The 25,258-nt window shown below is 67.9% G+C and carries 20 protein-coding genes; 13 read left to right on the forward strand and 7 right to left on the reverse strand.

What is annotated here, in order from left to right; all coding sequences use genetic code 11:
• Window positions 1-85 precede the first annotated feature (85 nt).
• The 4 genes from ABNQ40_RS31570 to ABNQ40_RS31585 all read right to left on the reverse strand — a co-directional run bounded on the left by ABNQ40_RS31570 (window position 86) and on the right by ABNQ40_RS31585 (window position 5,365).
• Entirely contained in the window at window positions 86-2,770 is a 2,685-nt protein-coding gene (locus tag ABNQ40_RS31570; protein WP_109049462.1) for a TIGR02302 family protein, read from the reverse strand.
• Between the two features lie 206 nt (window positions 2,771-2,976).
• The gene (locus tag ABNQ40_RS31575; RefSeq protein WP_109049463.1) at window positions 2,977-3,915 is read right to left on the reverse strand and encodes a DMT family transporter; all 939 of its coding nucleotides are present in this window, start codon (window positions 3,913-3,915) and stop codon (window positions 2,977-2,979) included.
• A 107-nt stretch (window positions 3,916-4,022) separates the two neighbouring features.
• Entirely contained in the window at window positions 4,023-4,580 is a 558-nt protein-coding gene (locus ABNQ40_RS31580) for a DUF2934 domain-containing protein (protein ID WP_109049464.1), read from the reverse strand.
• A gap of 146 nt (window positions 4,581-4,726) precedes the next feature.
• Window positions 4,727-5,365 (reverse strand): hypothetical protein, encoded by a 639-nt coding sequence (locus ABNQ40_RS31585; protein ID WP_247879738.1) that lies wholly within the window; start codon window positions 5,363-5,365, stop codon window positions 4,727-4,729.
• Window positions 5,366-5,555: 190 nt separating this feature from the next.
• On the opposite strand from ABNQ40_RS31585, the gene ABNQ40_RS31590 reads away from it, so the two are divergent.
• From ABNQ40_RS31590 to ABNQ40_RS31610, 5 genes are all read left to right on the forward strand, one after another.
• Window positions 5,556-7,124 carry an AAA family ATPase gene (locus ABNQ40_RS31590; RefSeq protein ID WP_109049465.1) on the forward strand — a complete coding sequence of 523 codons (1,569 nt, stop codon included), beginning with the start codon at window positions 5,556-5,558 and terminating at the stop codon, window positions 7,122-7,124.
• Between the two features lie 177 nt (window positions 7,125-7,301).
• Window positions 7,302-8,168 (forward strand): universal stress protein, encoded by an 867-nt coding sequence (locus tag ABNQ40_RS31595; protein ID WP_109049466.1) that lies wholly within the window; start codon window positions 7,302-7,304, stop codon window positions 8,166-8,168.
• 152 nt (window positions 8,169-8,320) lie between these two features.
• On the forward strand, window positions 8,321-8,581 hold the full coding sequence (locus ABNQ40_RS31600) for a hypothetical protein (RefSeq protein WP_109049467.1): 261 nt from the start codon (window positions 8,321-8,323) through the stop codon (window positions 8,579-8,581).
• 120 nt (window positions 8,582-8,701) lie between these two features.
• Window positions 8,702-9,172 (forward strand): hemerythrin domain-containing protein, encoded by a 471-nt coding sequence (locus ABNQ40_RS31605; protein WP_109049468.1) that lies wholly within the window; start codon window positions 8,702-8,704, stop codon window positions 9,170-9,172.
• A 225-nt stretch (window positions 9,173-9,397) separates the two neighbouring features.
• Entirely contained in the window at window positions 9,398-10,609 is a 1,212-nt protein-coding gene (locus ABNQ40_RS31610; RefSeq protein WP_247879739.1) for a hypothetical protein, read from the forward strand.
• Between the two features lie 4 nt (window positions 10,610-10,613).
• Here the strand turns inward: ABNQ40_RS31610 and uvrC are convergent, their stop codons facing one another.
• The 3 genes from uvrC to ABNQ40_RS31625 form a co-directional block, all read right to left on the reverse strand.
• Window positions 10,614-12,488 (reverse strand): excinuclease ABC subunit UvrC, encoded by a 1,875-nt coding sequence (gene uvrC, locus ABNQ40_RS31615; protein ID WP_109049469.1) that lies wholly within the window; start codon window positions 12,486-12,488, stop codon window positions 10,614-10,616.
• Window positions 12,489-12,624: 136 nt separating this feature from the next.
• Window positions 12,625-13,680 (reverse strand): GMP reductase, encoded by a 1,056-nt coding sequence (locus ABNQ40_RS31620; protein WP_109049470.1) that lies wholly within the window; start codon window positions 13,678-13,680, stop codon window positions 12,625-12,627.
• Between the two features lie 155 nt (window positions 13,681-13,835).
• Window positions 13,836-14,651, reverse strand: coding sequence for a DeoR family transcriptional regulator (locus ABNQ40_RS31625; RefSeq protein ID WP_109049471.1), 816 nt, complete (start codon window positions 14,649-14,651; stop codon window positions 13,836-13,838).
• A 389-nt stretch (window positions 14,652-15,040) separates the two neighbouring features.
• Here ABNQ40_RS31625 and ABNQ40_RS31630 point away from each other — a divergent pair, with 389 nt between their 5' ends.
• From ABNQ40_RS31630 to ABNQ40_RS31665, 8 genes are all read left to right on the forward strand, one after another.
• Window positions 15,041-17,230, forward strand: a complete 2,190-nt coding sequence (locus tag ABNQ40_RS31630; protein WP_109049472.1) for a methyl-accepting chemotaxis protein — start codon at window positions 15,041-15,043, stop codon at window positions 17,228-17,230.
• Between the two features lie 187 nt (window positions 17,231-17,417).
• Window positions 17,418-18,989, forward strand: coding sequence for a glycerol-3-phosphate dehydrogenase (glpD, locus tag ABNQ40_RS31635; protein ID WP_109049473.1), 1,572 nt, complete (start codon window positions 17,418-17,420; stop codon window positions 18,987-18,989).
• Window positions 18,986-20,089: an ABC transporter ATP-binding protein gene (locus ABNQ40_RS31640; protein ID WP_109049474.1), complete on the forward strand. Its 1,104-nt coding sequence runs from the start codon at window positions 18,986-18,988 to the stop codon at window positions 20,087-20,089. Before glpD ends, ABNQ40_RS31640 begins: the two co-directional genes overlap by 4 nt.
• 13 nt (window positions 20,090-20,102) lie before the next feature.
• Window positions 20,103-21,191 (forward strand): ABC transporter ATP-binding protein, encoded by a 1,089-nt coding sequence (locus ABNQ40_RS31645; protein WP_109049475.1) that lies wholly within the window; start codon window positions 20,103-20,105, stop codon window positions 21,189-21,191.
• A 13-nt stretch (window positions 21,192-21,204) separates the two neighbouring features.
• A complete protein-coding gene (locus ABNQ40_RS31650; RefSeq protein ID WP_109049476.1) occupies window positions 21,205-22,080 on the forward strand; it encodes a carbohydrate ABC transporter permease in 876 nt (291 codons plus the stop codon).
• A gap of 113 nt (window positions 22,081-22,193) precedes the next feature.
• Entirely contained in the window at window positions 22,194-22,946 is a 753-nt protein-coding gene (locus tag ABNQ40_RS31655) for a carbohydrate ABC transporter permease (protein ID WP_246307146.1), read from the forward strand.
• A 21-nt stretch (window positions 22,947-22,967) separates the two neighbouring features.
• Window positions 22,968-23,240, forward strand: a complete 273-nt coding sequence (locus ABNQ40_RS31660) for a DUF2160 domain-containing protein (protein ID WP_109490890.1) — start codon at window positions 22,968-22,970, stop codon at window positions 23,238-23,240.
• Between the two features lie 144 nt (window positions 23,241-23,384).
• On the forward strand, window positions 23,385-25,148 hold the full coding sequence (locus ABNQ40_RS31665) for an ABC transporter substrate-binding protein (RefSeq protein WP_109049477.1): 1,764 nt from the start codon (window positions 23,385-23,387) through the stop codon (window positions 25,146-25,148).
• The last annotated feature ends 110 nt before the right edge of the window (window positions 25,149-25,258 follow it).

Consider the following 25,258-nt stretch of genomic DNA (forward strand, 5'->3'; position numbering starts at 1 on the left):
AGGTGTCCGTCGAGCGGGACCGGCCAGTGCCGGTCCCGTTTTTTGTGCCTGAATCACTAAAAGCTGAATCGCTGAAAGCGAGTTGTCAGAACTGCTTCAGCAGCCGGTCGATGTAGTTGCGTTCCTCCTGCGGGCGGCCGTACTGGCCGGAGCGGCGGCGCAGTTCGTCGAGGATTTCACGGGCGCGCTGGAGTTCCGACTGCTCCGGGATCTTCACGTCGTTGGAGTCCTGCATGCCGTAACCCGACGGACGGCGGCCAAGCGGGTCGCGGCCCCGGCCCTGGCGGGGCATCTGGCCCTGCTGGCCCATCATCGCCGGCCCGCCCTGGCCCATCATCTGCTGGGCCATCTGCTCGGCCATGCCCTGCATGCCCTGCTGAAGCTGTTCCATCGCCTCGGTCTGCGACGGAACCGCGGCACCGGGGGCTCCCTGCTGCAAGGCCTGGGCGGCGTCGCGCATGGCGCGCTCGGCGCGGCCCAGCGGTTGCGGGATCTCGCCGCCCTGCTGTTCGCCCATGCGCCGCATCAGCTCGCCCAGCTGGCGCCGCAGCGCCTCCTGCTGCTCGGCCTGCTTCTGCATGGTCGGGCTTCCCGAATTCTGCTGCTGCTGGCCCTGCTGGTTCCGGCGCTGGTTGGGCTGGCGGCCGCGGGGCTGGTCGCCCTGCTGCCCCTGTTGGTCCATCGACTCCTGCGACTGGCGGAAGCTCTGGTCGAGGAGCTGCTGCTGCTGCTGCGCCAGCTTCTGCAACTGCTGCATCATTTCCCAGGCCTGGTTCTGCTGCTGCTGGCCGTTCTGCTGGTTCATCTGGGCCATGGCGCCGGAGCGCATGTTCTCCAGCATCTGCTGAAGCTGGGACAGCATCTGCCGGGCGGCGTCGCGCGACCCCGTCTGCGCCATCTCGCGCATGCGGTCGAGCATCTGCTGGAGGTCGTTGCGGTCGGTCATCTTGTCCGCCATCTCCGGCGGGACCATCGGGATCTGTTCGCCGCGCTGCATGGCTTCCAGCATCCGCTGTTCCATGGCGTCCATGAACTTGTCGAGCGCCGCCTGCAACTCGTCCATCAGGCGGTTCAACTCCTCGTCGGAGGCGTTCTTGTCGAGCGCTTCGGACAGCCGCTTTTCGGCGTCGCGCAGATCCTTCTCGGCCAGCGATAGGCCGCCGTCCTCGATGCGCAGCGCGGTTTCCCACAGAAGCTGCTGGAGGGCGGGGACGGCCTCGGCGCTCTGGTCCAGCATCAGCCGGGCCAGGGCGGTGCGCAGGGACAGGAAGGCGACGATGTCGTTGCCGTAGCTGTCGGGCCGGGCGGAGATCTCCGCCAGCGCGCGGGCGACCTGGACGCGGGACTCCTGCGGGCTGCGGGTCAGGATCTTGCGCTGGTTGACGATGGCGCGGGCGACGGGGTGGTTGAAAGTGCGCTCCGGCAGGATGATCGCCGCATCCTCCGAGTGGCCGGTCTGGCCGGCGCCGTCGGCCGCGGTCAGCCGCACCGTCACCGGCATGCCGGCCCAGGGATGGGCGGTCAGGTCCTGGAAGGCGGTGCCGCGCGCGTCCTTCGGGCGGACGCCGGGGAGCGACAGCGGGAATTCGAGCACCTGTTCGGTGCCGGCCTTTTCCGGCTTGGGCGCTGAATCGGGTTTCGCCGCGCCGGGGGCAGGGGCGGGCGGCGTCTCCGGGGTAAGGCGGATTTGCGCCTTCACCTCGGTCAGGCCGTAATCGTCGCGGGCGGCATAGTCCAGCTTCAACGCGCCGCGTTCGCCGGCGGCGGGCGGGCTGGCGTGGGCGATGATCGGTGCGCGGTCGGGCACCACCTGGATCGGCCAGGAGCCCAGCGTGCGCCCACCCTGGGTGACGGCGATGCGGGTGCCGCCGGTCACCGGCTTCTGCACCTGGAAATTGCTGGAGTCCACCGCCTCGAACGGGCCGGTCTGGTCGCCGGCCTCCAGGCTGGGGGTGCCGCTGCCGCCGGTGACGCGGGCGAGAACGAGGCTGCCCTGCGGGATATGGACCGGCTGGTCCGCGGCAGGAGTTCCGGCGGCGGTTTGCTGGGGTGCCGGCTGGGCCGCGGGCTTCGCGGTGGAGCCGGATTTCAGGAAAACCGGCGGCAGGCCGGTATAGTCGGGCGGGTTGATCCAGAGATCCAGCGTCGCCGCCGCGGTGGCGGTGCCGCCGGCGAACTGCGGGGTCAGTGCGGCGGCGATCCGCGGGCGCCAGTCGCCCCAGGCGGCGGCTCCGGCGACCACCAGCGTCAGGATCACCAGGGCGCGCAGGGCATAGCGGTCGTGCGACGGTACCTCGGTTCCCGGCCACGCCACGCGCAGGCCGCGCATGGCGGCGCGCGTGCGCTCCTGATGCAGGCGCCACAGCGCCTGTGCGGTCGGATCGTTGCCGGCGGGACGGTCGCGCAGGGTGTGCAGCGGACGGTGGGAAAGGCCGCTGTCCCGCTCCAGCCGGCGGCGGGCCTCGTCCTCGACCGGGGCGCGGAAACGCCGGATGCCGATGGTGAGCGACCACAGGAAGGCGGCGGCCAGCACCAGCAGGGACAGCCCATGCAGCCAGCCCGGCAGCAGGATCAGCAGGTTGAGCAGGGCGAGCGCCAGGAAGCCGCCCAGCACCGACAGCGGCGCCCACAAGGCCGGCCCCAGCCGTTCCCACAGCAGCGCCGCGCGCGCCTGGGCAAGGCGGAACCGGGGTTCCGTCACGCCGTCCGCCGGGTTCGCGTTCCGCCCTCGCTCAACCCCGGGCTCGCCGCGCCGCTCGTTCTGCTTCATGCCGCCCCCTTCGCGCCGTAAGGCAGCCGGTCCGGCATGTCGACTGCCGCGGACCGGTAATGCTTCTCGCGAACCAATCATATAGGCGCCGCCGGCGGCTTTTGCCCGCCGGTTCGCTCACCTCACCTCGATGGTACAGCCCATCATCGCGGGATGGCGAAACTATGACGCGCGGCGGTCGGCCGAAATTTCGGGGGGCCGAAAGCTCAGTCGCCGTCGCCGGCCGGCAGCGGCTTGGTCACGGTGGTGCGGCGCCGGGTTTCGCGGTGCAGGATGTAGAGGCCGCTCGCCATCACCACGGCGGCCCCGGCGGCCATGGTCGCGGTCGGCACCTCGCCCCACATGAACCAGCCGAAGATGACCGCCAGCAGCAGCGAGGTGTAGTTCAGCGGCGCCACCACGGCTGCCGGCGCCAGCGAATAGGCGCGGGTCAGCATCAGCTGGCCGCAGCCGCCGAACAGGCCGGTCACCAGCAGCAGAAGCCAGTCCATCGGGTCCGGCGTGACCCAGGAGAAGGGCAGCGACAGCCCGAGCAGGACGGTGGTCAGCAGGGTGAAGTAGAAGACGATGGTGTCCGGCCGTTCCGTCCGGCTCAGCTGGCGGATGGCGATCATCGCCAGCGCGTTGGTCAGCGCGCCGCACAGCGCGATGATGGCGCCCAGGTTCAGCACGTCGCCGCTCGGCCGCACGATGATCAGCACGCCGGCGAAGCCGACCAGAACGGCGCTCCAGCGATGGATGCCGACCTTCTCGCTCAGCAGCGGCACCGACAGGGCGGTGAGGAACAGCGGGGCTGCGAAGTTCAGCGCGATGGCGTCGCCCAGCGGCAGCAGGTGGAAGGACCAGAACATGGCGACCATGGTGGTCAGTCCGATCAGCGACCGCCCCATATGGCCCCAGGGATAGCGGGTGCGCAGCGTGGTGGCGAATCCGGTGCCGAGATGGATCGACAGGCAGACCGGGATTAGCGCGAACAGGCTGCGGAAGAACATCACTTCGGTCACCGGGAAGCGGTCCATCAGGAGCTTCGCCAGGACGTTCATCAGCGAGAAGAACAGCACCGACATCAGCATCGAGGCGATGCCGCGGGGCGTGTCGTCGACGCGCTTGTGCGTGAGGGGGGTGGATTGAGGCGGGACTGTCACGGTGCGCCGAGCCTACCAAGCGTTGCCGCCCGCGTCACGGTGTCGCGACGCGGGCGGTCATGCCGGTGGGGAATGGCGGTGTTGCGTAAACCCGCTTCAGTTGTCCGTCAGGACTGGGCCTTGAACAGGCCGGAGACTTCCGCCTCGGCGCGCAGCCAGTGCTCCTGCTCGCGGCCTTCGGGACGGCCGTCCTCTTCCCAGATCTGATAGGCGCGCTCCTGGATCATGCGGTTGCGGTGGCCGCTCAGCAGCCCCTCGGCGATGTTCATGTTCAGGCGGGCGAGCGAGACCAGCTTGGCCGTCTCGATGGCGCCCTGGGTCGCCAGCATGGTGGTGGACACGACATACTGCGCCAGATTGCGCAGGTTGGCCTTCACCTCCGGCTCCACCGGGCAGTCGCTGTTCAGCAGGACCGTCTTGATGGCGATCCACAGCTTCAGGTTCTGGTCCAGCGTCACGGTCACCTTGTCCGGCGAGTCCGATTCCAGAAGGGCGCCGGCCGCCTGCAGCAGGACGATGCTGTCCTGTTCCACCGACGCGAAGTTGGTGCGCAGGATGGTGTCGGCCCAGCTTTCCACCGGAGCCTCGAACACCGGCGCAGCGGCGGCGGCGGCAGGAGCGGTTGCGGAAGCGGCGTTGGAGGCGGTCTTGCGCTTGGTGGCCATGGTGGGTTCCCCAGGGAGCGTTCGGTCCGCGTCCACTTGAGCCAACCATGTTTAAAATGCGGTTAAGACGCTACCGTTGCGCGCGTTTTCACCGCACCGGACGCCGCGGCACGATGTCCCGGCCTTGTCCCGGCCCCATCGGGCGGTCACGGGCCGCCGAAAGGCAGACGATAGTAAAAGCCGAAGACGTTGTTGGTACCAGCCGCCGGATCGCCCGCCGCGGCGTCGTTGACGATGCGGCTGTAGCCCAGGCTGAAGCGCGACTTGTTGTCGAACTCATAACCCAATTCCAGTTGCGAGCGGAATTCGGTGGTGGGGGCGCCTTCGCGCCGGGCGGTGGGCAGGGTGCCGGCGCCGACGCTGGGGGTGAAGACGAAGGAGCCGAGCGGCACGTCGACCAGCACGCCGCCGCTCAGGCCCCCGGAAAGGCCGCCGGCCAGCCCTCCGGAAAAACCGTTCACGGCGCCGCGCGGGGTCAGGCTGCTGCCGGTGCCCGGTCCGATCCAGGGCTGGATGTTGACATAGGGTTCGATCTGCGGGACCAGCGAGGATCCGATCCGCACCTTGCTGTTCAGGACGGTGAGGTTGCTTTCCTGCGGTGGCTGCAGGCTGTAGGCGAGGCCGCCCAGCGCCCAGTTGCCGAACCGGCCGTCGGCGTCGATCGACTCCGCAAGCGCAACTCCGCTGGTCGCAACTCCGCCCCCCGTCAGGGCGAGCCCGAGAAGGCTGGCGGCCAGGACGGCCGGCAGGCAGTTCCTCTGGTGGCTGCTGCGCAGGCGTTTCACGGGCACCCCCTCCCCATGGCCTTCTTTATGGCAAATCGGGTCGGACCATGAGGTCCGGCCACTATAACGAAGGGGCGTGGCAACTGACCCATGGTGTATCGGCACTACCCCTAGGATGTCGTCATCGCCATCTGCGTTTCAACCATGAAAGCAGGAGCGGGGCAGGATCATGGTCTGTTATTCTATCGTCATGACCGCGCATCCCGCCGAACCGTCTGCCGGCCGGTCTTCCGCCGCTGGGCAGCAAGAGGAGGTGATCGCCTTTCTCGGCGATCCGCACACCCATGGCGGGCTGGCGGTCAAGCGGATCGACACCCACGCGGCATCGGTGTTCCTGGCGGGGGACAGGGCGCTGAAACTGAAGCGCGCGGTGCGCTATCCCTATCTCGATTACTCGACGGTCGGGAAGCGCCACACCGCTTGCGCAGAGGAACTGGCGATCAACCGCCGCACCGCGCCGGCGCTCTACCGCGGTGTGGTCGCCATCCGCCGCGGGGACGATGGCCGGCTGTGGCTGGACGAGAGCGGGGGTGAAGGCGGAGCCGTCGACTGGCTGGTGTCGATGGCGCGCTTTCCGGACGAGGCGCTGTTCGACCGCATGGCGGAGCGGCAGGCGCTGACCCCCGCCCTGATGCGCCGTCTGGCCGAGCGGATCGCCGCCTTCCACCGCGAGGCCGCTCCCCGGCCGGATGGCGGCGGGGTGGAGGCGATGCGGGAGGTGGCCGACGGCAATGTCGCGGATCTGCGGGCCGCTCCGGACCTTTTCCCCGCAGCTGTCGTGGACCTGCTGGCGGAGCGCACCGGCGATGCGCTCGACCGGCTGGCGCCGGTGCTGGAGGAGCGGCGGCGCGAGGGACTCGTCCGTCATGGCCATGGCGACCTGCATCTGCGCAACATCGTCCTGCTGGACGGCGAGCCGACCCTGTTCGACGCCATCGAGTTCGACGAGTCGCTGGCGGTCGCCGACGTCTTCTACGATCTTGCCTTCCTGCTGATGGACCTGGATCACCGCGGGCTGCGACCGTTGGGCAATGCCGTGCTGAACCGCTATCTGGAAGAGACGGGCGATTACGCCGGCCTGGCGGCGCTGCCGCTGTTCCTGTCGCTGCGGGCGGCGGTGCGTGCCAAGGTGTCGGCCGCGGCATTGCGGCTGGAGGGGGCGGCGGACGAGGCTTTGGCCGGGGAGGCCCGGCGCTATCTGGAGCAGGCGCTTGCCGTGCTCGACCCGGTGCCGGCGCGGCTGGTCGCGGTCGGCGGGCTGTCCGGCAGCGGCAAGACGCGGCTGGCCCAGGCGATCGCGCCGGACTTGGGGCCGTCGCCCGGTGCGGTGGTCCTGCGCAGCGACGTGCTGCGCAAGCGGTTGTGCGGGGTGACCGACAGCGACCGGCTGCCGGCCGGGGGTTATGGCCCGGCGATGACGGAGCGGGTCTATGGCGAGCTTTACCGGCGGGCCGCGGCGGTGCTGGCCGCCGGTCAGGCCGTGGTGGTCGATGCGGTCAGTGCCCGGCCCGACGAGCGCAACCGGATCGCGGCGGTCGCCGCCGGAGCCGGGGTCCGTTTCGACGGCATCTGGCTGGAGGCACCGCTGACGGAGCGGGTGGAGCGTGTGACCAATCGTCGCAACGATGCCTCCGACGCCACCGCCGAGGTGGTGGAACGGCAGGAATCCTACGATCTGGGGAGCATCGGCTGGACGCGCCTGGATTCTGGCAGGGTTGCGTCGGATGTGCTGGACGACGCCCGTGCAAGCTTGGCCTAATTCGAGGTGAGACAACGCGTTAAGGGCCATATCCTAAAGGTTGGCGGCCTTCGCCCCGGGCCGCGGACCGCAGCGACGACGGGGCAAATGACGGCAAGGGTGAGAATCGCCCGCCACACCGGCGGGTGGGCCGCCGCCGTCCGGGAAGGGCCGCTCGAACCGGTCCGGGAGGAGTCCATGACCTACAAGACCATCCTTGTGCCGCTATGCGGCAGTGACAACGATCCGGTCGCCCTGAAGGGCGCGGTGGCGGTGGCGCGGGACTTCGACGCCCACCTCGTCGGCCTGTTCGTCCGCCTCGACCCGCGCGATGCCGTGCCGATGCTGGGCGAGGGCATGTCCGGCGCCATGGTGGACGAGATCATGCGCGCGGCGGAGACGGAGTCGAACAACCATCGCGCCGCCGCCCGCCGCCATTTCGACACCGCGGTCGCCGAGGCCGGGTTCGAGATTCGCGATGTCCCCGGCGGGGTCGAGGCGCCGTCCGCCTCCTGGCGCGAGGTGATCGGCCGGATCGAGGACGTCGTGCCGGCGGAAGGCCGCCTGTCCGACCTGATCGTCTGCGCCCACACCTCCATCGAGGCCGACACGCAGGGCTACACCACCATGGAAACGGCGCTGCTGGGCTCCGCCCGGCCGGTGCTGCTGGTGCCGAAGACCCTGCCTGCGGAGATCGGCCACACCGTCGCCGTCGCCTGGAACGGCAAGACGGAGGCGACGCGCGCCGTCGCCGCGGCTCTGCCCTTCCTGCGCAGCGCCGACCGCACCCATGTGCTGACCGCCGAAACTTCCGTGACGGAAGGCGCGACAGGACGTCGCATTGCCCAATATCTCGCTTGGCAGGGTGTTAACCCTGAGTTAACTGTATTGCATCCGGGATCGGAACCCGTTGGGGAGACGGTCACCAAGAAAGCCGTTGAGCTGGGCGCCGACCTGCTTGTGATGGGCGGCTATGGCCACAGCCGGATGCGGGAAATGATCCTGGGCGGTGTCACGCGCTACGTGCTGAACCACGCCGGGCTGCCGGTTCTGATGGCTCACTGATTTTTGCCGGTCTCCGGCCGCGCGGTTTCCCCGCCGCCTTCAGTTGGCGGGGGCCCGTGCGGCTCCGGCATTTGCAGGGATGCCGTTTCAAGCAGGACCGTTCCACGACCCTGCCAGCAGGGCAGTCCGGCCGTTCCCGGGAGGAACGCGCCATGTTGACGATCAAGGATTGCATCGCGCTGAGCGATCTCACCGAAGCCGAGATCGACGCGATTGCCGAACACGAACATGTTCCGGAAATGGTCGCCGTGGAGATGGGGCATTGCCTTGCCCACTGCCCCGGCGGGGCCGACCGCATCGCCCACATCATCGCCGACGACATCGCGGAGGCCTGTGCCCATGGGCAGGTCGCCCATGCGGTGGATCTGATGCACACCCTGCGCGAATTCGTGGAAACGCACCCGCGCGGGTAAAGGTGTAAGGCCATGCCGAAAGGGACGCGGCCGGGAACAGTCCGGCCGCGACGGGGTTCTATTGGCAACCGTTCACCATGTTTCCAGAACGATTGCCCTCAATTGCCAAGGACCCCGACGATGGCCAGCAAGACCACCGGTACCCAGGCCGACATCTTCGCCCGCATCAAGACCGACCACGACACCATCCGCAGTCTTCTGGACAAGACCGAGAAGGCCAACGGCAGCGGCCGCGCCGTGTTCGAGGAACTGCAGCGCGAGCTGTGGGCCCATTCGAAGGTGGAGGAGGGAGTCTTCTATGCCTCGCTGAAGAAGGCGAAGGAAGCGAAGTCGGAGACCATTGAGGGGCTGAACGAGCATCACCTCATCAACGGCCTGCTGGACGAGCTGAACGCGATGAAGACCACCGACAGCGGCTGGAAGGAAAAGCTCCAGGTGCTGGGCGAACTGGTCCGCCACCACCTGGACGAGGAGGAGGAGGAGCTGTTCGAGGAGGCCAAGGAGGCACTCGACGACGACCGCGCCGCCGAGCTGGGCAGTGCCTATGCCGAGCGCAAGACGCACATCATGGCCGGTCTGGCGCCGCTGTAAGCCGGTTGGCTCCGCCCTTTCCCGTCCGGGGAGAGGGCGGAGTCCGTTCGGTTGCCGTCGGCCGGCAAAGGGGCCATATCAGGGGCCTCTTTGAATTGGCCGGCGGTGTCGATGTCCAAGCGTGCAAGCTCCAACTGTGCAAGCATCGAGCGGGTGCTTTTCCGGCGAGGGATGCGGTTCGGCCGTGCCGCGCTGGCGGCGGTCGCCCTTGGAATGTCCGCCCTGATGACTCCCGCAACCGCAGCACCGGCTCCGCCGGCGAAGGAACTGGCGCAGAAGACCTGCGGCACGCTGGCCGCGCGCGTCGACGAGGTGTCCGGGCGCGGGCCGCTGTTCCTGCGCAGCTACGACAATTCCTATGCGCCCGGCCCGACCTCGGAGCCGGCGCTGTCCAATGCCGCCTTCACCTACGACAACGCGCTGGCGATCATGGCGCTGAACGCCTGTGGCCAGCGCGACAAGGCGTTGCGCATCGGCGAGGCACTGCTGGACGCGGTGTCGCTCGACCGTGCCGGCTGGAAGGGGCGTCTGCGCAACACCTATCGGGCGGGCGCGCAGAAGCAGCGGCCGATCCCGCCCAACGGCTGGTGGGATGCCGTCGGCAACCATTGGGGCGAGGATCCCTATCAGGTCGGCACCGCCACCGGGAATGTCGCCTGGGCCGGTCTTGCCTTGCTGACGCTGGCCGAAGCCACTGGCGAAAAGCGCTTCCGCGACGGTGCGGTCGAACTGGCGCGCTGGGTGGTGGAGCATACCCGCGACCCGCGCGGTCCCGGCGGCTTCAACGGCGGCGTCCAGGGCTTCGACGACGCGCCGCAGCCGCTGACCTGGAAATCGACGGAGCACAACACCGATCTGGTCGCGCTGTTCGCCTGGCTCGGCAAGAGTTCAGGAGACAGTTCGGGCGACGATTTCGCCGGACCGGAGCGTGAGGCGCGCGCCTTCCTCGACACGCTGTGGACGGCGGGCGGCGACCATTTCCCCATCGGCACCGCGCCGGACGGGGTGACGGTCAGCACCTCGACCTCCGGCCTCGATGCGCAGCTCTGGCCGTTGCTGCTGCCGAAGGCGCCGGAGGCGTGGCGGGCGGCACTCGCCTATGCGGAGCGCGCCCATGGCGCCGACGGCGGGTTCGACTTCAACGACGACCGCGACGGCATGTGGGTGGAGGGCACGGCGCAGGCGGCGCTCGCCTACCGCAGCGTCGGCCGCCGCGGCGATGCCGACCGGCTGTTCGGTGAGATTCTGAAGGAAGTCAGCCCCGGCGGCTATCTCTACGCCACCCGGCCGCAGGTGCTGTCCACCGGGCTCGCCATCGGGCCGGACAGCAAGACCGACGATTTCCTCTACTACCGCCGGCCCCATCTGGGCGCCACTGCCTGGGCGGCGCTGGCGGCGCTGGGCTGGAATCCGTTCACGGGGAAGGCGGTGCCGTAGCCGCCTATCCGTGGAAATGCTCGTAGAGCTTCCGCGCGATGGCCTCGCTGATGCCGGGGGCTGCCTCCAGATCCTTCAGTCCGGCGGACGCGACGGCGGTGGCGCTGCCGAAATGATGCAGCAACGCTTTCTTGCGGGCCGGGCCGATGCCGGGGATGCCGTCGATGCGGCTGTGCGAGATCGCCTTCATCCGGCGGGCGCGGTGGCTGTCGATGGCGGTGCGGTGGGCTTCGTCGCGCAGCCTTTGCAGGAAATGCAGCACCGGATCGTTGGGCTCCAGCGTCAGCGGCGGCTGGCCGGGGCGGAAGAAGCGCTCCCGTCCGGCGTTGCGATCCGGTCCCTTGGCGATGGCGACCAGCGGGATGTCGGTGATCTGGAGCATCGCCAGCTCGTCCTTCACCGCGTTCAACTGCCCCAGACCGCCGTCGATCAGAACGAGGTCGGGCCATTGGCCTGAATCCCGGCCGGCCTCGCTGCTGCGGTGGAAGCGGCGGGTGAAGGTCTCGCGCAGCATGGCGTAATCGTTGCCGGCGGCCTCGGGATCGCGGATGTAGAAACGGCGGTAGGCATTGCGCTGGAACCCCTCCGGCCCGGCCACCACCATGGCGCCGACCGGGAAAGAGCCCTGGATGTGCGAGGTGTCGTAGATCTCGACCCGGCGCGGCGCGTCGGGCAGTCCGAAGACACGCGCCACCCCTTCCAGCAGCGTCGCCTGGGTGGAGCGCTCGGCCAGCCGGCGGCCCAGAGCGTCGCGGGCGTTGGTCTGCGCGTGTTCGACCGCGCGGCGCTTCGGCCCGCGTTTCGGACATTCGACGGCGACGTGGCGCCCGGCGGACAGGCTCAGCGCTTCCTCCAGCAGTTCCGCTGATTCGACCGGGTCGCTCAGCAGCAGCAGGCCCGGCGGCGGGGTGTCGGCATAGAGCTGGGCGGCGAAGGCGGCCAGAATGTCGCCCGGCTCCTCCTCGGCATCCACGCGCGGGAAGAAGGCGCGGGTGCCCTGGTTGCGGCCGCCGCGGAAGAAGAAGGCCTGGACGCAGGCCGCACCGCCCTCCCGGTGCAGCGCCAGCACGTCGGCATCGCCCAGCGTGTCCTCCAGATTGATGTCCTGGCGGCTTTGCAGCGCGGTCAGGGCGCGGATGCGGTCGCGCCAGCGGGCGGCGTCCTCGTATTCCAGCCGGTCGGAACTGTCGAGCATGTGGCGGGCGAACTCGGCCTGCACCTCGGCGCTGCGGCCGGACAGCACGTCGCGCACGCCCTGGACCTGGGCGGCGTAGTCCTCTTCGTCGACGCGGCCGACGCAGGGAGCGGAGCAGCGCTTGATCTGGTGTTGCAAGCAGGGCCGGGTGCGCGAGGCGAACACCCCGTCGTCGCAGGTGCGCAGCAGGAAGGCGCGTTGCAGGGCGGCGATGGTCATGCCGACCAGATGCGGCGAGGCGTAGGGGCCGAACAGGTCGGACTCGCGGCGGTTGCTCTTTCCCGAAGTGCCGCGCCGCTCGGCGCTGCCGCGGTGATGCATCAGGCGGGGGAAGTCGTGTCCTTTCCCGATGACGATGTAGGAGAAGGAGCGGTCGTCCTTCACCAGGATGTTGAAGGGCGGCAGCAGGCTGCGGATCAGGTTCGCTTCCAGCAGAAGCGCCTCAGCCTCGGTGTGGGTGGTGACGAACTCCATGGAGCGGGTCAGCGACACCATCCGCCGGGTGCGGTTGGGCAGCCCGTCGGTCCGGGTGTAGCTGGCCACCCGCCGCTTCAGGTTCTTCGCCTTGCCGACATAAAGGACCGACCCGTCGGCCGCCAGCATCCGATAGACGCCGGGCGTGTCCGGAAGGGTCGGCAACCGGGCGCGGATCACGTCCGCTCCGCTGCCGGGCACCCCGTCCATAAGCACTCTCGTTCCCGCAAAGATCCGATTCGCCGCTTACCCAAGCAGTAGAACGGAACGGGACCAAGAGACAAGAATCGGATGACGCGATTCCGACGGGGTGCCGCAGGACCCTGCCATGCGGTCGGGAGGCCGGTCAGCCGCCGAACACGGTGTTCAACTGGGCGCCGACGCGGACGAAGGTGGTGCGTTTCGGCACTTCCTTCAGCCGGGTGGCGCCGATGTAGGTCATCATGCTGCGCACGCCGCCCATGATCTCCTGCATCGTGTTCTCCACCGGGCCGCGATAGGGCACATCCACCGTCTTGCCTTCCGACGCGCGGTAGGAGGCGACGCCGCCGGAATATTTGTGCATCGCGGTGTCCGACGACATGCCGTAGAAGGTCATGGCGACCGGCACCCGGTTGCCGTCCCGGTCCTCGTAGCGGATCTCGCCCTCGCACTCGTCATGGCCGGCCAGCATGCCGCCCAGCATGACGAAGTCGGCGCCGGCGCCATAGGCCTTGGAGATGTCGCCCGGCACTGTGCAGCCGCCGTCGCCGCAGACCTGCCCCTTCAGCCCGTGGGCGGCGTCGGCGCACTCGATGATGGCCGACAGCTGGGGATAGCCGACGCCGGTCATCTTGCGGGTGGTGCAGACCGAACCCGGCCCGATGCCGACCTTGACGATGTCGGCGCCGGCCAGCAGCAGCGCCTCCGTCATGTCGCCGGTGACGACGTTGCCGGCCATGATGACGGCATCCGGATTCTCCTGGCGCAGGCGGGAGATCACCTCGACGAAGCGCTCGGTATAGCCGTTGGCGACGTCCAGGCAGATCTTCCCCACCGGCGCCTTGGCCTTCACCGCCAGGAACTTGTCGTGATCGGCCTCGGCGATGCCCATCGAATAGAAGACGTTGGACTGGACGGTGGATTCCGCCTCGGCCCGGAAGAAGTCGGCCAGCTCGTCCGCCTTGTAGTGCTTGTGCAGGGCGGTCATCGCGCCGAAGCGAGACAGCGCGCGGGCCATGCCCATGCTGCCGGTGACGTCCATGTTGGCGGCGATCAGCGGGAAGCCGGTCCAGTCGCGCTGGGTGTGCAGGAAGGTGAAGGTCCGGTTGACATCCACGTCGTTGCGGCTCTGCAGCGTGCTGCGTTTCGGCCGGATCAGCACATCCTTGAAGTCGAGCTTGAGGTCGCTTTCGATGATCACCGCACACCTACTCATCTCTGTTGGGCGGGCCAACCGCTTTTCATCAGGCCCAACACCACAGAGTGGAGGCGATGACGCGGTTCGGCAAGCGGCGTCGGGGCTGCGGTGAGGGGTGCCGCGTTTGAAGCTGTTTCGCTGAAACGAGGGGTATCCGCCTACTCCTCCGCCTCCTCCCCGTCGCCGTTGGCCGCGTCGCTGCCGTCGGCGACATGCACCTGGCAGTCGGCGTTGCTCAGCACCTCCATCAGCTCGGCGGGCGGCAGGCGGTCGGTGAACAGCGCGTCGAGCACGCTGACGTCGGCCATGCGGATCATGGCGTTGCGGCCGAACTTGGTGTGGTCGGTGACGAGGAAGACCCGGCGCGAGCTTTCGATGATGGCGCGGGCGACGCGGACCTCCTGCTCGTCGTAATCCAGCAGGTCGCCTTCGGAATCGATGCCGCTGATGCCGATGATGCCAATATCGACCTTGTAGCGGCGGATGAACTCCACCGTCGCCTCGCCGATGATGCCGCCGTCGCGCTCGCGCACGAGGCCGCCGGCGATGGACAGGGCGAAGTTCGTGTTCTTGTGCAGGATGGTGGCGACGTTCAGGTTGTTGGTCAGCACCCGCAGCCGCTTGTGGCCGAGCAGGGCCTGGGCCACCGCCTCCGTCGTCGTGCCGATGTTGAGGAACAGCGAGGCGTCCTCCGGCACGTGGCGGGCGACCAGTTCGGCGATGCGGCGCTTTTCCTCCGCCATCAGGGTCTGGCGGGTGGTATAGGCGATGTTCTCAACGCTGGACGGCACGGTGACGCCGCCGCGGAAGCGCCGCACGGCCGACTGGCCGGCTAGATGCTCGATGTCGCGGCGGATGGTCTGCGGCGTGACGTCGAAATGTTCGGCCAGCCACTGGATCTGCACCATGCCCCTGGCATGGACCAGGGCCACGATTTCCTGCTGGCGGCGTTCGGCGTCCAGGCGCGCATCCATCGGTGGGCTGTCTCCGGTCTCGAAAGGGTCGTGAGTGAATCAGATGCGCGCGATGGGTCAAAGCGAAAACCGCCGGCCCCGTCGGCGTTCATCCCGGCCCCGTTCCCAACTTCATTCCAGGCGGGCCGGGCCTGGTCCGGCACACGGCAAGACCTACGGCCCCGTACGGTTGATATGTACGCCCGATATTGTTCGTAGCACAAGCATGTTTCTTTACGAAAATGAACGCACATGCTATGAGAGGATCCACGCGGTTCCGATGTCTGCCCGATGGCGTCAACCCGATCAGGGTTTGTCGCGACTGACGGCTGTCGTCACCATCCTTCAAACTTGTCGCGACGTTCAACGCTCCGGCCTGCCGGCATAAAGATAACGTATAGGAGAGGAATATGACGCAACTGACGCCAGGCGGAGGGCGGCGAAGTGTTCGGCTCGGCATTCAGGGGCGGCTGTTTCTGGCCTTCGGCGGGGTGGCGCTGCTCGCCGCCTTCGCCAGCGTGATGGCGTGGTGGTCGCTGACCGAGACCGGGCGCTCGATGGGCGAGATCGGCCGCAGCAGCGTGCCGGCCATCGTCCGCTCGCTCAATCTGGCGAAGGACAGCACCGCGATCGCCGCCGACGCGCCTGCGGTGGCGGCCTCGCGCGATGCGGCGGAACTGACGGAGCGGATGGACGGCCTGACCAAACGGCTGGCGGGCCTGCGCGACCGCATCGGGGCGATGCGGAGCCAGGCCGGCGGAGGAAGTGGCGGGCAGGCCGGCGGCATGGCCGCGGATGCGGACGCGGTCGCCAAGCTGGTGGAGCGTATGGGGGCGGCACTCGACACGCTGGGCAAGCGCACCGCCGAACGGCTGGCGCTGGAGGAGAAGCTCAACACGCTGGTCGCCGACGCGGTGATGGCTCACGAGGATTTCACCGATCTGGTGGCGCCCTTGCTGGAGGTGTCGACCCTGTCGGTCAACAATGTGGTGGGCGATCTGGCCGCCGCGCAGGCGGTCGAAACCGCAACCGGGCTGGGCCGCCGGCTGGCGCAGGAGGAACTGCCGGTCATCACCCAGCTGATGAACGTGCAGGCCAACGGCAACCTTGCCTTCGGCATGATCGCCGCCGCCTCCAGCGTGCCGCATGGGGCGACGTTGAACAATATCCGGTCGAAGTACAATTGGGCGCTCCTGCGCGTCGACAACGCCATCGGCGCCCTGCCGAAGGACAGCCCGGACCGGCCGTCGCTGGTCAAGGCGCGCGATGGGCTCGCCGCTTTCGGCGGTGGCGCCGGCAGCGTCTTCCGCCTGCGCGACGAGCAGGCGCGCATCACCGCCGACATCGAAAGCGCGCTGGCCGAGACGGTGCGGCTGACCACCGACCTGAACGGCACCATCGATGCGGTGGTCGCCCACCAGCAGGAGCGCACCGATGCCGATGTGACGCGGACCGAAACGGCGATTTCCGGAGCGGTCGCGATCCAGGGTGGCGCTGCGGCGGTCGTGGTGCTGTCGAGCCTGCTGATCGCCTGGTTCTATGTCCGCAACCGGCTGACCCGGCGGCTGATGCGGGTGATCGACGCCATGCGCGCCGTGGCCGGCGGCGATCTGGCTGCCGACGCCGCGGTCGGCGGGCGCGACGAGATCGCCGAGATGGCGGGGATCGTCGGCGTCTTCCGTGACAAGAGCGCCGAGATCGCCCGCTTGCAGGAGAAACAGGACGCGATGAAGCAGGCGGCCGACGCCGAGCGGTCGCGCACCATCCAGTCCATCACCGCGAGCATCGAGGCCAGCGTGAAGGAGGCGTCACGCCACATCGGCACCGCATCGGCCGACATGCGCGAGGCGTCGGAGGGGATGTCCGCCACCGCCGAGCAGACCTGCCGCCGGATGACCGACGTGCGGTCGGCGGTCGCCGACACCGCGACCAACGTGCAGACGGTGGCCGCCACCGCCAGCCAGCTTTCCGCCTCCATCGGCGAGATCACGCGGCGGGTCGGCGATTCCAGCCAGATCGCCCGCAGTGCGGTGGAGGAGGCGCGCAGCACCAACGACCTGATGGTGGAACTCGCTGCCGCCGCGCAGAAGATCGGCGACGTGGTCGGCATGATCAACGCCATCGCCGGCCAGACCAACCTGCTGGCCTTGAACGCCACAATCGAGGCGGCGCGCGCTGGCGATGCGGGCAAGGGCTTCGCCGTGGTGGCGGAGGAGGTGCGCAGCCTCGCCGGCCAGACCGCCAAGGCGACGGAGGAGATCGCCCAGCAGGTCCAGGCGGTGCGCACGACGGCGCAGGGAGCCGTGTCGGCCATCGACGACATCGGCCGCACCATCAGCCGCATCGACGAGATCACCGCCATGGTCGCCGCCGCGGTGGAAGAACAGTCCGCCGCCACCGACGAGATCGCGCGCAGCATCAACCATGCTTCCGACGCGGTGCAGAGCATCGCCGACACGGTGGTGTCGGTGGACGATGCGGTGAACCGCACCGGCAGTGCCGCCGCCCAGGTGGTGGACGCCACCCGCGCGCTTTCGCAACGGTCCGAAAGCCTGAGCGAGGATATCGACCGTCTGCTGGGTCGCATCCGCGCGGCGTGAGCCGGGTGCGGGGAGGGGAGCCGGATCAGCCTTATTTCCGATAGGAAAGATGCCCGATCCGGCGTAGCCTCAAAAACATGGTCCGTTGAACAAACATTTTCCTTTTCAAACGCGAACGAACATTCTATGTTCCGAAACGAAAGCGGCTGGGTTCGAGAAGGAACCGCCGCGGTACGGAGAGGAACCCATGGCAAACGAGTCCGCGGTTACCGACCTTCTGATCGTCGGCGGCGGCGTGAACGGGGCGGGCATCGCCCGCGACGCGGTCGGGCGCGGGATGTCGGTGGTGCTGTGCGAACAGGGCGACCTTGCGGGCGCCACCTCGTCGGCCAGCACCAAGCTGATTCACGGCGGCCTGCGCTATCTCGAATATTACGAATTCCGTCTGGTGCGTGAAGCGCTGCAGGAGCGCGAGGTGCTGCTGCGCGCCGCGCCGCACATCATCTGGCCGCTGCGCTTCGTGCTGCCGCACGACAGCAGCATGCGGCCGGCCTGGATGGTCCGCATCGGCCTGTTCCTTTACGATCATCTTGGAAAGCGCAAGCTGCTGCCGGGCTCGCACGGCGTCGACCTGACCAGTTCGCCGGCGGGCAAGCCGCTGGCGGGCGGCTTCACCAAGGCGTTCGAATATTCGGACTGCTGGGTCGAGGACAGCCGGCTGGTCGTGCTGAACGCGATGGATGCGCGGGCCCGCGGCGCGGAGATCCTGACCCGCACCCGCTGCGAGAAGGCCGAACGCAAGGGCGGCCTGTGGGAAGCGACGCTGGTCGACATCTACACCGGCGCCACCCGCACCGTCCGCGCCCGTGCGCTGGTCAATGCCGCCGGCCCCTGGGTGCGCGAAATGATCGCCAAGCGCACCGGCGTCACCGTCGACAAGTCGGTCCGTCTGGTCAAGGGCAGCCACATCGTCGTGCCGAAGATGTTCGATGGCGACCATGCCTACATCTTCCAGAACGACGACCGCCGCATCGTCTTCGCCATCCCGTACGAGCGTGATTTCACCCTGATCGGCACCACCGACCTCGATTATTCGGGCGATCCCGGCGCGGTGGCGATCTCGCCCGAGGAAATCGCCTACATGTGCCGGGCGGTCTCGCGCTATTTCGCCAAGCCGGTGCGCGAGAGCGACGTGGTGTGGACCTACAGCGGCGTCCGGCCGCTGTTCGACGATGCCAGCGGCAACGCCTCGGCCGTCACCCGCGACTATGTGCTGGAGATGGACGAGCCGGCCGGCGACGCGCCGATGCTGTCGATCTTCGGCGGCAAGATCACCACCTTCCGCCGGCTGGCGGAGGAGGCGACGGAAAAGCTGGGCAAGACGCTGGGCAAGGGTGGCATCACCTGGACCGCCGACGTGGCGCTTCCCGGCGGCGACATCGCCAACGCCGATTTCGCCGGCTTCCTGGCGGGCTTGAAGCGCAGCCGGCCCTGGCTGCCCGATGCGCTGGCCCTGCGGCTGGCGCGCGCCTACGGCACGCGGGTCGAGCGGCTGCTGGGCGACGCCAAGGGGCTGGACGATCTGGGCATCGATTTCGGGGGCGGCGTCCATGAGGCCGAACTCGACTATGCCGCGCGGGAGGAGTTCGCCATGACCGGCGACGACTTCCTGTGGCGGCGCTCCAAACTTGGGCTGCACCTGGACGCGAATGTCCGGGAGGCCATCGGCGGCTGGTTCGACCGGCGCCGCGAAGCAACGGCCAACAGGGGTACGGGCGGCGATACCGCCACCCTGCGGTCGATGGGAGGAATGCGGTGACACTCACACTGGAAGGCGTGGCGAAGCGCGTCGGCGCCGAGCAGCATCTCCATCCCCTGTCGCTGGAGCTGCAACCCGGCAGCTTCAACGTGCTGCTGGGGCGGACGCTGGCCGGCAAGACGACGCTGATGCGGCTGATGGCCGGGCTGGATGCGCCCAGCGCCGGGCGCGTGCTGGAAAACGGTAAGGACGTGACCGGCAAGTCGGTGCGCCATCGCGACGTGGCGATGGTCTATCAGCAGTTCATCAATTACCCGGCGATGACGGTCTTCGAGAACATCGCCTCGCCGCTGCGCCGCCAGGGCAAGGACAAGGCGGAGATCGACGCCAAGGTGCGGCGCACCGCCGCCATGCTGCGGATCACGCCTTATCTCGACCGGCTGCCGGCCGAGCTGTCGGGCGGCCAGCAGCAGCGCTGCGCCATCGCGCGGGCCCTGGTGAAGGGCGCCGGCCTGCTTCTGCTCGACGAGCCGCTGGTCAACCTCGACTACAAGCTGCGCGAGGAACTGCGCGCCGAACTGCGCGAGATCTTCGCGGACGGCAAGACCACAGTCGTCTACGCGACGACCGAACCGCAGGAGGCGCTGATCCTCGGCGGCAACGTGACGGTGCTGCACGAGGGGCGGATGCTGCAGACCGGGGCGACCGGCGAGGTGTTCCACACGCCGGCCTCGCTGGAATGCGCACAGGTGTTCAGCGACCCGCCGATGAATGTGGTGGACGCGATCCTGACCAACGACCGCGTGGCGCTGTCGGACGGCACCGGCCTGCCGCTGTCCGCCCACGACCGCAACCTGCCGGCCGGTCCCTGCAAGGTCGGCATCCGCGCCAACCACCTGACGGTGTTGCGGCGGAGCGAGCGGCTGGTGCCGATCCGGGGCAAGGTCGCCCTGTCGGAGATCAGCGGGTCGGAGACCTTCGTCCATCTGCGCCACGGCGACAGCACGCTGATCGCGCGCGAGGAGGGGGTGCACAGCCATCCGATCGGCAGCGACATTCAGGTCTATGCCGATCCCGACCGCATCTTCGTCTTCTCCACCGTGGGCAAGCTGGTGGCGGCACCCAACTGGCGGCGCGGCGCGCTGCGCAACATCGCTTAAGGGGGCGGGAGCGATGGCGACCATCCAATTCGACAATCTCGGCCACTCCTATCACCCGCACCCCAGCAAGCCTGAGGACTACGCGCTCCGCCGCCTGTCGCAGGAGTGGGAGGACGGCAAGGCCTATGCGCTGCTGGGGCCGTCCGGCTGCGGCAAATCCACGCTGCTGAACATCATCTCCGGCCTGCTGGTGCCCAGCGAGGGGCGGGTGCTGTTCGACGGGCTGGACGTGACCCGCTGCACCCCGGAAGAGCGCAACATCGCCCAGGTGTTCCAGTTCCCGGTCATCTACGACACCATGACGGTGTATGAGAACCTCGCCTTCCCCCTGCGCAACCGCAAGGTTCCGGCGGCGGATGTCGACCGCCGCGTGCGGCAGGTGGCCGAGGCGCTGGACCTGACCGCCGATCTGAAGAAGCGCGCCCAGCGGCTGACGCCGGACGCCAAGCAGAAGATCTCCATGGGCCGTGGTCTGGTGCGGTCGGACGTGGCGGCCATCCTGTTCGACGAGCCGCTGACCGTCATCGACCCGCACACCAAGTGGATCCTGCGCCGCAAGCTGCGCCAGATCCATGAGGAATATCGCCTGACCATGATCTACGTGACCCACGACCAGGTGGAGGCGCTGACCTTCGCCGACAAGGTCGCGGTGATGTACGAAGGCGCCATGGTCCAGCTCGGCACCCCGCAGGAGCTGTTCGAGAACCCCGAGCACACCTTCGTCGGCTATTTCATCGGCAGCCCCGGCATCAACCTGATGCCCTGCACGCTGGGTAACGACCATGCGCTGGTCGACGGCATCGCCATCCCGCTGCCCGACCGTGCCGTGTCGTCGGCCGGCGGCCGGGTGGGCGGCAAGTTCGAGTTGGGCATCCGGCCGGAATTCCTGGAGCTGACCCGCAGCGGCAACGCCGGAGCCATCCCGGTACAGGTCACCGGCGTCGACGATCTCGGCACCTCCAAGCTGGCGACGGTGCGTCTGAACAACCACACATTGAAGGTGCGGCTGAGCGAAGAGCAGGAAATCCCGGCCCTCGACGCCGCCATCCGTTTCCCCACCCGGTGGACCAAGCTCTACCGCGACAGCCATCTGGTCGGTTGAGGAGGCACAAGCCATGGATAAGGTCCAGGACAACCGGGCTTGGTTCCTGATCATCCCGGTCTTTCTGATCGTCGCCTTCAGCGCCGTGGTGCCGCTGATGACGGTGGTCAACTACTCGGTGCAGGAGATCTTCGGCCCCGGCCAGACATTCTTCGTCGGCACCGAATGGTTCGAGGCGGTGCTGAAGGACGAGCGGCTGCACGATGCGCTGGTCCGCCAGATCGTCTATTCGCTGGCGGTGCTGGCCATCGAGATTCCCTTGGGCATCCTGATCGCTCTCGGCATGCCCGGCGGTCGCAGCGCTAAGACGTCGCTGACGCTGGTGCTGCTGGCCCTGCCGCTGCTGATCCCGTTCAACGTGGTCGGCACGATCTGGCAGATCTTCGGCCGCGGCGACATCGGCCTCCTGGGCGCCACCTTCCGCGCCATCGGCATCGACTACAACTACACCAACAATTCGGCCCATGCCTGGGTGACGGTGCTGGTGATGGATGTCTGGCACTGGACCAGCCTGGTGGCGCTGCTGTGCTACGCCGGCCTCCAGTCGATCCCGCCGGCCTTCTATCAGGCGGCCAAGATCGACGGCGCGTCGAAATGGGCGGTGTTCCGCTACATCCAGCTGCCGAAGATGCGCGGCGTCCTAATCATCGCGGTGCTGCTGCGCTTCATGGACAGCTTCATGATCTACACCGAACCGTTCGTGCTGACCGGCGGCGGTCCCGGCAATTCCACCACCTTCCTCAGCCAGTACCTGACGCAGATGGCGGTGGGTCAGTTCGACATCGGCAAGGCCGCGGCCTTCTCCATCGTCTACTTCCTGATCGTGCTGCTGTTCAGCTTCATCTTCTACACCATCATCACCCGCACCGGCGAGGGAGAGAAGAAATGAGCAAGGCCGCGGTTCTCGCTCCCGGTTCGCTGGCGGCCCCGGCAAACATCCGCCGCTCTTCGGCGCGGGTGTCCAACAGGACCATCGTCCTGGTCTGCTACATCGTCTTCCTCATGCTGCCCATCTACTGGATGGTCAACATGTCCTTCAAGACGAACGAGGAGATCCTGTCGGGCCTGACGCTGTACCCGCACAACCCGACGCTGCGCAACTACGCCATCATCTTCACCGATCCCAGCTGGTACAGCGGCTATATCAACTCGATCTATTATGTGACGCTGAACACCATCATCTCGCTGACGGTGGCGCTGCCGGCGGCCTATGCCTTCTCGCGCTACCGCTTCATCGGTGACAAGCACGTCTTCTTCTGGCTGCTGACCAACAAGATGGCGCCGCCGGCCGTGTTCCTGCTGCCCTTCTTCCAGCTCTACCAGACGGTCGGGCTGTTCGACACGCACATCGCCGTCGCTCTGGCCCACTGCCTGTTCAACGTGCCGCTGGCGGTCTGGATCCTGGAAGGCTTCATGTCGGGCGTGCCGCGCGAGATCGACGAGATGGCCTACATCGACGGCTACAGCTTCCCGCGCTTCTTCGGCACGGTGTTCCTGCCGATGATCCGGGCCGGCGTCGGCGTCACCGCCTTCTTCTGCTTCATGTTCAGCTGGGTCGAACTGCTGCTGGCCCGCACGCTGACCTCGGTCGATGCCAAGCCGATCGCCGCCACCATGACCCGCACCGTCAGCGCGTCGGGCATGGACTGGGGCCTGCTGGCCGCCGCCGGCGTGCTGACCATCCTGCCGGGTGCGCTCGTGATCTGGTTCGTCCGCAACTACATCGCCAAGGGCTTCGCCCTGGGCCGGGTCTGAGGGAGGCTCCGCGTCATGGATATGGAATGGATGGCGTGGACCACGCCGACCGCGATTTTCTTCCTGTGCATCGCCCTGATGCTGGCCGGCATGACGGTCTGGGAGGTGGTGTCGCCGACGGTGGAGGCCAAGGGCTTCCTGCCGATGCGCACCACCCGCGGCGACCGCCTGTTCATCGGCCTGCTCGGCAGCGCCTTCATCCATCTGGGCTGGCTCGCCGCGACCGACGCGTCGCTGTGGGGTGCCTCTGCGGTCGCGCTGGCGTGGATCGCCCTGGTCATCCGGTTCGGGTGATCCGCTTCGGCTGGGGAGAAGACAAGTCTTCAAGGAATCCCTTCCCCGCGGGGCTGCGGGGATGACGGGAAGAGCGGTGGTTTCCGCTGGTAAGAGCAATACGAAACGTCAACCCGACACCAAGTCGATCAAGTGGGAGGAAGCATGCTTCAGCAACAAACTCTGCGGCGCCGCCTGACCGGGGCCGTGATGGCCGGCGGCATCGGCGTTCTGCTGGCGATGGCCTCGGCCGGCCCGTCCGCCGCCATGACGCCGGACCAGGAAGCCGTCGCCAAGCGCATCATCGAGGAACTCCAGCCCTCCACGCTGTCCAAGGACGAGCAGATGAAGGAGCTGGAGTGGTTCGTGAAGGCCGCCGAGCCCTACAAGGGGATGGAGATCAACGTCGTCTCCGAAACGCTGACGACGCACGAGTTCGAATCGAAGACGCTGGCCAAGCTGTTCAGCGAGCTGACCGGGATCAAGCTGAAGCACGACCTGATCCAGGAAGGCGACGTCATCGAGAAGCTGCAGACGCAGATGCAGTCAGGCCGCAACGTCTATGATGCCTACGTCAACGACAGCGACCTGATCGGCACCCACGTCCGCTACGGTCAGGCCATCGCGCTGTCCGACTTCATGGGCGGCGAAGGCAAGGACGTCACCCTGCCGACGCTCGACGTCAAGGACTTCATCGGCACCAGCTTCACCACCGGCCCGGACGGCAAGCTCTACCAGCTGCCCGACCAGCAGTTCGCCAACCTCTACTGGTTCCGCGCCGACTGGTTCGCCCGTCCGGACCTGAAGGAGAAGTTCAAGGCCAAGTACGGCTACGATCTGGGCGTCCCGCTCGACTGGTCGGCCTACGAGGACATCGCCGAGTTCTTCACCAACGACGTGAAGGAAATCGACGGCGTCCGCGTCTACGGTCACATGGATTACGGCAAGAAGGACCCGTCGCTCGGCTGGCGCTTCACCGACGCCTGGCTGTCGATGGCCGGCGCCGGCGACAAGGGCCTGCCGAACGGCAAGCCGGTGGACGAGTGGGGCATCCGCGTCGAGGGCTGCCGCCCGGCCGGCGCCTCGGTCGCCCGCGGCGGCGACACCAACGGCCCGGCCGCCGTCTATTCACTGGTCAAGTACATCGACTGGCTGAAGAAGTACGCGCCGCCGGAAGCCGCCGGCATGACCTTCTCCGAAGCCGGCCCGGTGCCTGCCCAGGGCAACGTCGCCCAGCAGATCTTCTGGTACACCGCCTTCACCGCCGACATGACCAAGCCGGGCCTGCCGGTGGTCAACGCCGACGGCACGCCGAAGTGGCGCATGGCCCCCTCGCCGCACGGTCCGTATTGGGAACAGGGCATGAAGCTCGGCTACCAGGACGTGGGGTCGTGGACGCTGCTGAAGTCCACCCCGGCCGAGCGCCGCAAGGCCGCGTGGCTCTACGCCCAGTTCACCGTGTCGAAGACCGCGTCGCTGAAGAAGACGCTGGTCGGCCTGACGCCGATCCGCGAAAGCGACATCAAGTCGGAGCCGATGACCCAGGTGGCCCCGAAGCTGGGCGGTCTGGTCGAGTTCTACCGCAGCCCGGCCCGCGTCGCCTGGACGCCGACCGGCACCAACGTGCCGGACTATCCGAAGCTGGCCCCGCTGTGGTGGCAGAACATCGCCGAAGCCGTGACGGGCGAGCGCACCCCGCAGCAGGCGATGGACAATCTGGCCGAGCAGATGGAGCAGGTGCTGGCCCGCATGGAGCGCGCCAACATCGGCGGCGAGTGCGCGCCGAAGCTGAACCCGAAGAAGGACGCCAAGGAGTGGTTCGCCGCCCCCGGCGCCCCGAAGGCCAAGCTCGACAACGAGAAGCCCAAGGGCCAGACCATCGCCTATGACGACCTGCTGAAGGCGTGGAAGGAAGGCCGCGCCCAGTAACGGGCTGGCAGAACGGTTCTCCTCCTGGCGCTTCGTCCTGGTTGGGCCAGGGGTAAACTGTGGGGCGGCGGCATGCTGCCGCCCCACTTCTCTTTCTCTGAAAAATCCCT

The sequence above is a fragment of the Azospirillum sp. A23 genome (assembly GCF_042938965.1).
GTDB lineage: Bacteria > Pseudomonadota > Alphaproteobacteria > Azospirillales > Azospirillaceae > Azospirillum > Azospirillum melinis.

Bases quoted from the DNA above. Each gene is read 5' to 3' on its own strand.
- ABNQ40_RS31570 (WP_109049462.1), bottom strand. From the start codon at position 2,770: ATGAAGCAGAACGAGCGGCGCGGCGAGCCCGGGGTTGAGCGAGGGCGG.
- ABNQ40_RS31580 (WP_109049464.1), bottom strand. From the start codon at position 4,580: ATGGCCACCAAGCGCAAGACCGCCTCCAACGCCGCTTCCGCAACCGCT.
- ABNQ40_RS31590 (WP_109049465.1), top strand. From the start codon at position 5,556: ATGACCGCGCATCCCGCCGAACCGTCTGCCGGCCGGTCTTCCGCCGCT.
- ABNQ40_RS31595 (WP_109049466.1), top strand. From the start codon at position 7,302: ATGACCTACAAGACCATCCTTGTGCCGCTATGCGGCAGTGACAACGAT.
- ABNQ40_RS31600 (WP_109049467.1), top strand. From the start codon at position 8,321: ATGTTGACGATCAAGGATTGCATCGCGCTGAGCGATCTCACCGAAGCC.
- ABNQ40_RS31605 (WP_109049468.1), top strand. From the start codon at position 8,702: ATGGCCAGCAAGACCACCGGTACCCAGGCCGACATCTTCGCCCGCATC.
- ABNQ40_RS31610 (WP_247879739.1), top strand. From the start codon at position 9,398: ATGACTCCCGCAACCGCAGCACCGGCTCCGCCGGCGAAGGAACTGGCG.
- uvrC (WP_109049469.1), bottom strand. From the start codon at position 12,488: ATGGACGGGGTGCCCGGCAGCGGAGCGGACGTGATCCGCGCCCGGTTG.
- ABNQ40_RS31625 (WP_109049471.1), bottom strand. From the start codon at position 14,651: ATGGATGCGCGCCTGGACGCCGAACGCCGCCAGCAGGAAATCGTGGCC.
- ABNQ40_RS31630 (WP_109049472.1), top strand. From the start codon at position 15,041: ATGACGCAACTGACGCCAGGCGGAGGGCGGCGAAGTGTTCGGCTCGGC.
- glpD (WP_109049473.1), top strand. From the start codon at position 17,418: ATGGCAAACGAGTCCGCGGTTACCGACCTTCTGATCGTCGGCGGCGGC.
- ABNQ40_RS31645 (WP_109049475.1), top strand. From the start codon at position 20,103: ATGGCGACCATCCAATTCGACAATCTCGGCCACTCCTATCACCCGCAC.
- ABNQ40_RS31650 (WP_109049476.1), top strand. From the start codon at position 21,205: ATGGATAAGGTCCAGGACAACCGGGCTTGGTTCCTGATCATCCCGGTC.
- ABNQ40_RS31655 (WP_246307146.1), top strand. From the start codon at position 22,194: ATGCTGCCCATCTACTGGATGGTCAACATGTCCTTCAAGACGAACGAG.
- ABNQ40_RS31660 (WP_109490890.1), top strand. From the start codon at position 22,968: ATGGAATGGATGGCGTGGACCACGCCGACCGCGATTTTCTTCCTGTGC.
- ABNQ40_RS31665 (WP_109049477.1), top strand. From the start codon at position 23,385: ATGCTTCAGCAACAAACTCTGCGGCGCCGCCTGACCGGGGCCGTGATG.